This window comes from Streptomyces fulvoviolaceus, from assembly GCF_000718165.1.
Taxonomy (GTDB): Bacteria; Actinomycetota; Actinomycetes; order Streptomycetales; family Streptomycetaceae; genus Streptomyces; species Streptomyces fulvoviolaceus.
In genome coordinates this window covers 1-5024 of sequence record NZ_JOEY01000126.1, presented here as the reverse complement: position 1 = coordinate 5024, position 5024 = coordinate 1, and the positions used below count along the sequence as shown (strand labels likewise).

Below are 5024 nucleotides of genomic sequence, written 5' to 3'. Positions count from 1 at the left end.
GATCCGTGCCGCCGGACCGCGGAGCGAACGCGGGCAACCAGAACGCCCAACACCGTTCGGAGCGTTCGGCTGAGCATGAATCCTGGCAACAGGACTCACCCCCGCTCAGTCCTTAGGAACGGTCCCGGAGCCTGGGGCGGACGATCCCGTGCATGACCCGCTCACCGCACGACGACCACTGGTCGCAACCGCCTTCGGCACAGCGCCCCGTGCACATCACCGCGGCCGCCGTACTGCTGATCCTTTCGGCACTGCTCGCCTGCTCCATCGCCCTGGACGACCCGGAGATGACACAGTTCCTGTACCTGCTCTTCTTCGTCACCATCGGTGCGGCCGTCCGCTTCTGCGGCGGCGGACGCAAGGCCCGCGTCACGGCGACGGTGACGGCCGCACTGCTCCTGCTCTATCTCGGCCCGTTCGTGCTGTGGGGGCTGCTGGACCCGGGCGGCCTGTATCAGCCGGAGTACGCGGTCCGGGCCATCCTCGGCGTCATCGCCTCCGGCACCGGCGTGACCCTCCTCTACGTACCGCCCGGCCGCGCCTACTTCCGCGCACACCAGCGCCGGACCGGGCCGACGTGAGTCACCGCGAGGAAGCCGACTGCCCCGGAACCGGGGTGTCGGCGCCCGCCCCGCTCGCGGGCCCCCTCCCGAGCTCCGCCCGGCACTGTGGCGGAGTCTTTTTCCCTGGGTGAAGGATCAAAGGGCTACCGCGAAGCGAAGCAGCTGCGGTCCAAGGCGTGCAAGAAGGTGGCCCGGCAGCGGCAGGACACCGGCCGCAAGTGGGCCAAGGGCGTAGTCCGCGACCACGACGCCATCGCGGTGGAGGACTTCCGGCCGAAGTTCCTGGCCAGGACCACCGTGGCGCGCAAGGAAGCCGACGTGGCGATCGGCTCCACCCAGCAGGCTCTGATCGAGATGGGCCGCAAGCACGGCCGTGCCGTGCACCTGGTCCACCCCGCGCACATCACGATGGACTGGGCGCAGTGCGGAGCGAGAACCAAGCACGCACTCCCTCTCTCGGAACGAACGTACGCCTGCACCGCGTGCGGAGCCGTGTCCCCCAGGGACAAGAACTCCGCACGCGTGATGCTGGTCCGGGCAGGTCTCAACCCGGTGGTGGAGCCCTTTGGCTGCGTGCGTGTCGGCGAACGGCCCGGGCTTCGGTCGACGACGACGTGACGGCTACGCCAAGCGCCGCTACGGGGCCTCCGTCGCCCTGGTCAGCGCTGGACCTCACCGCCCCCGGATGAACGACGGTGCTGCGGATCACGGGCTTCGCGACGCACAGAGTTGAGGCGAGACGGTTCGTCTTGTTATGGTGGGGGCATGGCTTTCCTCTTCTTCGTCTGAGTCCGGGCACGGCCGATGCCGCCGTTTCTGCTGCCCGTAGACCCTTCGCATGCCCAGGGAAAGCCATATGCGCGACCGCGCCCATACCGCCATACCCACCGCCGCCCCCGTTTCCGTGGCGCAGCTGTCCGTCAAGGACGTCACCAAGTCCTATGGCACCCGGACCGTCCTCGACCAGGTCTCCTTCACCGTCCGTCCGGGCGAGAAGGCCGCCGTCATCGGCGAGAACGGCTCCGGCAAGTCCACCCTGCTGCGGCTGCTCGCCGAAGCCGAGATGCCGGACGCCGGGGAGATCACCGTCAGCTCCCCCGGCGGAACCGGACATCTCGCCCAGACCCTCGACCTCGATACGGACTGCACCGTGCAGGACGCCGTCGACCTCGCCCTCACCGAACTGCGCGACATGGAGCGCCAGTTGCGGGTGGCGGAGGAGTCCCTCGGCGAGGCAGCGGAAGAGGATCTCGCCGCGTACGGCGAACTGCTGACCGCATACGAGGACCGCGGCGGATACGAGGCGGAAGCCCGCGTGGATGCCGCGATGCACGGGCTCGGGCTCGGGCTCGCCCAGATCACCCGCGACCGCGTGCTCGGCTCGCTGTCCGGCGGCGAGCAGTCGCGGCTCGCGCTCGCCTGCGTCCTGGCCTCCGCCCCCGAACTGCTGCTCCTCGACGAACCGACGAATCACCTCGACGCGGCGGCCGTGCGCTGGCTGGAGGAGCACCTGCGCGCACATCGCGGCACCGTCGTCGCGGTCACCCACGACCGCGGCTTCCTGGAGCGCATCGCCACCACGATCCTCGAGGTCGACCGGGATGCGTGCACGGTGCTCCGGTACGGCGACGGCTGGGCCGGCTACCGCGCCGCGAAGGCCGCCGCTCGGCGCGGCGCGGAGCAGCGGTATGCGGATTGGGTCGAGGAGGTGGCCCGTATGGAGGAGCTGCTGGAGGCCGCAGGGAGGCGTCTTGCCACCACCGGCCGCGACCCGAAGCAGGGTTTCGGCAAGCACCGCCGCTCGCACGAGGCGAAGCTCGGCGGGCAGGTGCGTTCCGTCCGGGAGCGCTTGGCCCAGCTGCGGCGCAACCCGGTGGCGAAGCCGCCGGCACCGCTCCGCTTCATGAGGGTGCTGTCGGCGGCGGACGCCCCCGGCCAGGGCCCCCTCGCCGAGTACGACGGCGTACAGGTCGGCGAGCGGCTGCGTCTGGACGGGCTCCTTGCGATCGCGCCCGGACAGCGGCTGCTGGTCACGGGCGAGAACGGCGCGGGCAAGACGACGCTCCTGCGCGTCCTGGCGGGCGACCTGGAGCCGGACGCGGGCACGGCACGCCGCCCTGCCCGGATCGGCTACCTCGCGCAGGAACTGCCCGCGCACTCCACGCGGCTCCCGCTGCTCGCCGCGTTCGCGGCCGGACGGCCCGGACTGCCGGACGAGTACGCCGAACAGCTCCTGTCACTGGGCCTGTTCCGTGAGGAGGACCTGCATGTCCCGGTCGCCGTCCTGTCCGTGGGACAGAAGCGGCGGCTGCAGATCGCCCGCCTGGTGACCCGGCCCGCGGACCTCCTCGTCCTCGACGAGCCGACCAACCACATCGCGCTCGACCTGGTCGAGGACCTTCAGGCTGCGGTCGCGGCGTACCCAGGGGCGGTGGTCATGGCGTCGCACGACCGCTGCTTCCACGAGGGCTTCGAGGGGGAGCAACTGGAGCTGCGTGCCGGCCGCAGGTGCTGACCCGTCGGGTTCACCTCCGCCGCGAGCGGCCCGCGCGCCCCCGCACCGACCTGCCCAACAGCCAGAACTGCCGCGGAAACGATGGAGCCATGACCACCTTCCTGACACCACAACAGCTCGCCGGCCGCGCCTCCGCCGCCGTCGACGCGGCAGGGCAAGTGGGCGTGCGTCGCGGTCAACTTCCTGGCGCGCCGTATCTGGTCGCCGGCGCAGGTTGCCTGTCCGCCCGGCGGGTCCGGGCCGCGCCCGCGTCTCGGCGGCGCTCCGGACCCAGGACGCCCTGAGCTCCGGCCGGTTCGGCCGCCCCGCGCTGCGCATTGTCCGGCTCGCCGGTGCTCCTCGGGCCGGAGGCGGTGCCCCTCCTTTCCTGCTGACTGGTGACGGCTGGTCCCGACGCACGTCTACCAGCAGGTGTGCAAGCAGAGGGGGGTGAGGAGCGCGTACCTACTGCCTCGTCAGGCCGGCCGGGCGGAGGAGCTCATCGCCGGGGTGGGAGCGGGGGCCGGGGGCTCGGGGAGGTGGGGGTAGGCGGCCGTCCGGTGCTGGAAGGAGAGGATCTTCGGGTTCCGTACGACGCCGTCGCGGATCTCGATGGCCTTGCTGACCGTGACGTCGGCGTCCCATGCCGCGGGACCGCTCATGACCTTGCGCAAGTAGGGCAGGAGCGCCTCGCTGATTTCCCACGTCGCCGAGTTCCACAAGTGGGACGGGCTGTGATCCACCGCGTAGTAGTGACAGCCCGGCCCGACCGTGAACATCGGATCGCCGAAGGTGGTCGGACGGGCCCATACGAAGCCCATGCCCTCGTCGCAGGCGACGTCGATGAAGAAGGTTCCCGGCCGGAAGAGGGCGAGTTCCTCGTCCGTGACGAACATCAGCGGCGCGTCGGTGTCCTGCAGGACGCAGTTGACGATGATGTCGAAGCCGGCCAGGTACTCCGCCAGCGGCACGGAACCGGCCGCGGTGACTGCCTGCAGGCGCGACGGATCGTCTTCCTGCTCCTCGAAGTGGCCCATCACGACCGAGGGCATCGGTGACGCCACCGCTGCCGCGGCGCGTTGGGTGAGCACGGTGACGTCGGAGACGCCCATGGCGCCCAGGCCCGTGACCGCGCCGCGCGCCGTGGCGCCGAAGCTGATGACCACTGCCCGCAGGCGGCGCCCGTAGCTGCCGGTCAGTCCGCCGAGCTGGAGGGCGTGCAGCACCGAGCAGTAGCCGGCGAGTTCGTTGTTCTTGTGGAACACATGGACGCTGAAGGCGCCTGTGGAGGTCCAGTGGTTCATGGCCTCCCAGGCGATGAGGGTCAGCCGTCGGTCGATGCCGAGCTGGGTCATCTTCTCGTCCTGTACGCAGTGCGGCCATCCCCACAGCACCTGACCCTCGCGCAGCGCGGCGATGTCGTCGTGCATGGGTTTGGGCAGCAGCAACACGTCGCACTCGGCGAGGAGTTGCTCGCGGGAGCGCAGGCCGGCCACGAGGGGGCGCAGCGCGTCGTCGGCGACGCCGAACCGGTCGCCGTAGCCCTGTTCGAGGAAGATCCTCTCGCGTATGTCCGGGGCGATCCGGTCGAGGTGGGCAGGGTGCAAGGGCAGTCGGAACTCGTTCTCCTTGCGGGAGGAGGCGAGTACTCCGAGGCTCATCAGACTCATGCGGGTGCGGCTCTCTTCCGGCCGGACGCGATGCTCCGGCCTTTGCCGTTCCCCGAGGGCGACGCCGTAACGGATGACGGCGTGCGAAGTGCGCTCGGTACCGTCACCGTACTCCCCTCCGGATCCCGGAGCCGACCCGTCGGGGTGTCCTTGGACCGTTCCTAAGGACTGAGCGGGGGTGAGTCCTGTTGCCAGGATTCATGCTCAGCCGAACGCCCCGAACGGTGTTGGGCGTTCTGGTTGCCCGCGTTCGCTCCACAGTCCGGCGGCACGGATCGTGTCCGTGGTCCGGGAACG

At 70.5% G+C, this 5024-nt stretch carries 4 protein-coding genes and 1 pseudogene; 4 read left to right on the top strand and 1 reads right to left on the bottom strand.

Features of this window, described 5'->3' with window-relative positions:
• The first annotated feature begins 152 nt into the window (after window positions 1-152).
• The 4 genes and pseudogenes from IG08_RS59850 (at window position 153) to IG08_RS60520 (ending at window position 3362) form a co-directional block, all read left to right on the top strand.
• On the top strand, window positions 153-581 hold the full coding sequence (locus IG08_RS59850; protein ID WP_030621946.1) for a hypothetical protein: 429 nt from the start codon (window positions 153-155) through the stop codon (window positions 579-581).
• Window positions 582-698: 117 nt separating this feature from the next.
• Window positions 699-1181: pseudogene (locus IG08_RS0152920) on the top strand (zinc ribbon domain-containing protein); the annotation flags it as partial.
• A 238-nt stretch (window positions 1182-1419) separates the two neighbouring features.
• A complete protein-coding gene (gene abc-f, locus IG08_RS0152915; RefSeq protein WP_030621942.1) occupies window positions 1420-3078 on the top strand; it encodes a ribosomal protection-like ABC-F family protein in 1659 nt (552 codons plus the stop codon).
• Between the two features lie 89 nt (window positions 3079-3167).
• Window positions 3168-3362 carry a hypothetical protein gene (locus tag IG08_RS60520; RefSeq protein ID WP_158812421.1) on the top strand — a complete coding sequence of 65 codons (195 nt, stop codon included), beginning with the start codon at window positions 3168-3170 and terminating at the stop codon, window positions 3360-3362.
• A gap of 171 nt (window positions 3363-3533) precedes the next feature.
• Here the strand turns inward: IG08_RS60520 and IG08_RS0152910 are convergent, their stop codons facing one another.
• Window positions 3534-4727, bottom strand: coding sequence for a N(5)-(carboxyethyl)ornithine synthase (locus tag IG08_RS0152910; RefSeq protein ID WP_052425354.1), 1194 nt, complete (start codon window positions 4725-4727; stop codon window positions 3534-3536).
• Window positions 4728-5024: the final 297 nt, after the last annotated feature.